Annotated in this window: 2 protein-coding genes; both read right to left on the bottom strand. The window is 45.8% G+C overall.

Annotated elements, in window-relative coordinates; genetic code table 11:
* Nucleotides 1-44 precede the first annotated feature (44 nt).
* Entirely contained in the window at nucleotides 45-926 is an 882-nt protein-coding gene (locus KNP67_RS15195) for an IS3 family transposase (protein ID WP_353048295.1), read from the bottom strand.
* Nucleotides 890-1,186, bottom strand: a 297-nt coding sequence (locus KNP67_RS15190) for a helix-turn-helix domain-containing protein (RefSeq protein WP_214756982.1), incomplete at its 5' end; no start/stop codon positions are given. The genes KNP67_RS15190 and KNP67_RS15195, both read right to left, overlap by 37 nt.

Raw genomic sequence — 1,186 nt, 5'->3', positions numbered from 1 at the left:
GTAGACTGACCTAGCTATATGAGACACTAATAAAAACACCTTGATTAGGCTGCCGCCACACCATATTTTATCGGTGTGAGGTAGCCTAATTTTTCTTGGATACGTTCTTCGTTGTAGTAAGTTAAGTAATTATTCACCCGCTCACGCACTTCATAGTCGCTTAACGAGTTGAACTTGACGTACTGGAATTCCTCAGACTTCAAGTTCGAATGAAACGATTCGATCACCGCATTATCCCAACAGTTGCCTCTTCGAGACATGCTGCTCGTCAGATGCTTCCTCTTTACGAAATCTTGAAAGGCATATGATGTATAGACACTTCCTTGATCTGAATGGATGATGATCCCTTCGGGATTGTTCCGACTCTCCAACGCCATCCTTAACGTATCGATGACGAGGGGCGTCTGTTGATGATCGTATAGCTTATAGGCAACAATCTCATTGTTGAATAGGTCGATGATCGTGGAGAGGTACTTCGTCGTTCCCCCGTATTGGATGTAGGTGATGTCCGTCACCCACTTCTTATTCGGTCTACTGGCAGTGAAGTCTCGCTTGAGAAGGTCAGGGGCGATGACGATGCTCTCACCCTGAGACTTCCATTTTCGTTTGGGTTTGATCCGACACTGGAGATGGTGCTTCTTCATGATTCTCTGTACGGTGTTCCGGTTTGCTGCCAATTCATAGGTTTGCTCTAACAGGGCCTTTATCTTTCGATGTCCATATCGATAATTTGTAAGCTTACATACTGCGACGATTGTTTGCTCTAGCACCGAAGGGTGCTTCACCGGTTCTCTGGCCCAACGGTAATAGGTTGCCCGTGGCACGTCCAGGACACGTAGGATCATCGTGATCGTATATTTCCTCTTCAGGAGCTCTACAGTCTTTAGGGCTACTTCTTTCTCAACTCTCTTTCGATCTCCATGAATTTTTTTAAGATTTCGTTCTCCGTCTTCAGGTGAGATAGTTGACGCTCTTTCTTGTCATCCTCGCTGGCGGAATCAGGACCGAGTCCGTAGGTGTATTGCTTCCCGATTGGCTGGTCGAATCGATAGATTTCATTGGACCGATACCATCTCATCCATGTGTGGATTTGGGATTCACTTTTGATTCCGTGTTTCTCCATGATTTCTCTATTCGTCAACTCACCGCTCAGTTTGTCTTTCACCACTGCCCATTTCACTTCACT

It is taken from the genome of Exiguobacterium sp. s157, assembly GCF_018618205.1.
GTDB classification, from domain to species: Bacteria; Bacillota; Bacilli; order Exiguobacteriales; family Exiguobacteriaceae; genus Exiguobacterium; species Exiguobacterium chiriqhucha.
The sequence above is the reverse complement of the archived record's forward strand: the minus strand, read 5'-3'. Positions and strand labels throughout refer to the sequence as shown.